The sequence below is a fragment of the SAR324 cluster bacterium genome, assembly GCA_029245725.1.
In the GTDB taxonomy this organism is placed as follows: domain Bacteria; phylum SAR324; class SAR324; order SAR324; family NAC60-12; genus JCVI-SCAAA005.
Genome location: JAQWOT010000252.1, coordinates 1 through 1,781 on the forward strand (window position 1 = coordinate 1; position 1,781 = coordinate 1,781).

Sequence of the window (1,781 nt, forward strand, 5' to 3'; positions counted from 1 at the left end):
AGGCCAAGCATTACGCCGGAAAGACCTTCACCACACAAATCGAATCACTCAACTGCCGACTCAGACATTATCTAGCCAGGCTCCATCGTAAAACGCTTTGCTACAGCAAATCAAAAATGATGTTGGAAGTCTCTTTGGAACTGCTCATCCATAAGCTAAACAACCCTTAAGCTCCAACTCCCAACGACGGCGGTACTTTGTTTTTTGCTCCCAAAGTTCAATATATGGACTACGCATCAGTCGTATATACATTCTAAAAGGCTATTTACTCGATGAAACTCTTCCACACTTCGTTCCTGCTTCAGTCCAATCACTTCGTATAATCTATTCGCTATATCAATCAGACCATCCCGATTTCAATTTCCACTATTCCTGATCTACAGTTGTCGAACAATAGGAGAAGTCCTTGCATGATCCATAATAGAGCTGTGTCGCTTCACCCGAGTACAACTTCGGCCGACCGTCTTAAGAACTGGAGATCTTATGAGATCCAGACACCTGCCTACTATATTTCTTCTGCTAGTTATTTTCGCGATTGCATCCTGTTCAAGTAAACCTAAACCTCGTGCAAATGCAATTGGTGTTAGATTGGGCGTAGCATATCCTACCGCATCCTTTGCTAGCAATGATCTTTCTTTAGCTGCAAGTGATGATGCCGTAAATAATTCTGCAACACTCAGACAGCCATTTGTTATTCAATTCGCAGAATCATTAGAAGGACATGTCTACTCACAGTGGGTGTTGGATTTCGCAGAAGTTAATTTAAGTGACATACCACCAGCATTAGAAATTAATAATGACAATGAGACATATAGAAGTCTAACAAATAAAAATCCCAATGAGTTTATGATCAAAAGATCACAAACTTTTATCGATAAATTCCTCATAAGATATCCTCGACTTGAAGAAGAAATTAATAGCCGTTCAGAACCATCACTCAGTGCTGATGTTGATCTAGGAATAATATCATTTGGTAAATTGTGGGGTATTTTTGGTACTTCAAGTGAAGCAAATAGATGGTTTTCCATAGGAGCTGGTCCATTATTACAATATACCTATGGGAAATACGAAATTAATGTTTGTGGCCCCTACACTATTAAGGGAGATAAACATCTAGGATTAGGCCAATATACTCGGGTAGGTGAATGTACCAATAAAGGAGAATTAGCTACCAAACATCTATCTGAATTTGGTTTTGGGGTGTTAGCTCATATTAAATTGTATTCATATATCGGAGACAATTTTGAAATCAATATCCATGAACATGATATTTATACTGTTATGGCTGAAAATACTGACTATGAATTTGGTAATGTAAGCACAAGTGTGATGATTGTATTACAAGATTATAACCTGTTTTCAATATACGCTCGTTTTTGATTTACATTGAATGGATTTAACCTCTCTCTTACCCTCCCACCAACTGATCTTCGGGTAACAGCAATACTGTCTGACTGATCTTACTCATTAAACATCTAATCTGGTAATAATTGGCACCCGTTTTTGGATACCTGCAGTCGACCACGTTGCAGAGTAGATATTTCCTGAGTTTGCTGGAATCTATAAATATATACTAAAGAAAGAGTATACACCGATGATTATCCCCGTATCTGCTTGGCCTCATCTGAATGCTCATCTGAGGCTAATTCAATTTCTATCGCAGCACAGACAATTAGCAGATTCATCAACTGAATTTAGCCCAAATCTTTCTGTTTTTCGCTCTGATGGTCTTTGAGACCCTTTAGGCATCTGTAGACATTCAAATTACTTACTTCAACATC

General features: G+C 38.3%; 2 protein-coding genes. Both read left to right on the plus strand.

The window, feature by feature from the left end; genetic code table 11:
* A partial coding sequence (locus P8O70_14140) for an IS1 family transposase (GenBank protein ID MDG2197995.1) occupies nucleotides 1-170 on the plus strand: 170 nt, incomplete at its 5' end.
* 313 nt (nucleotides 171-483) lie between these two features.
* A complete protein-coding gene (locus P8O70_14145) occupies nucleotides 484-1,380 on the plus strand; it encodes a hypothetical protein (GenBank protein MDG2197996.1) in 897 nt (298 codons plus the stop codon).
* The last annotated feature ends 401 nt before the right edge of the window (nucleotides 1,381-1,781 follow it).

Bases quoted from the DNA above. Each gene is read 5' to 3' on its own strand.
- P8O70_14145 (MDG2197996.1), top strand. From the start codon at position 484: ATGAGATCCAGACACCTGCCTACTATATTTCTTCTGCTAGTTATTTTC.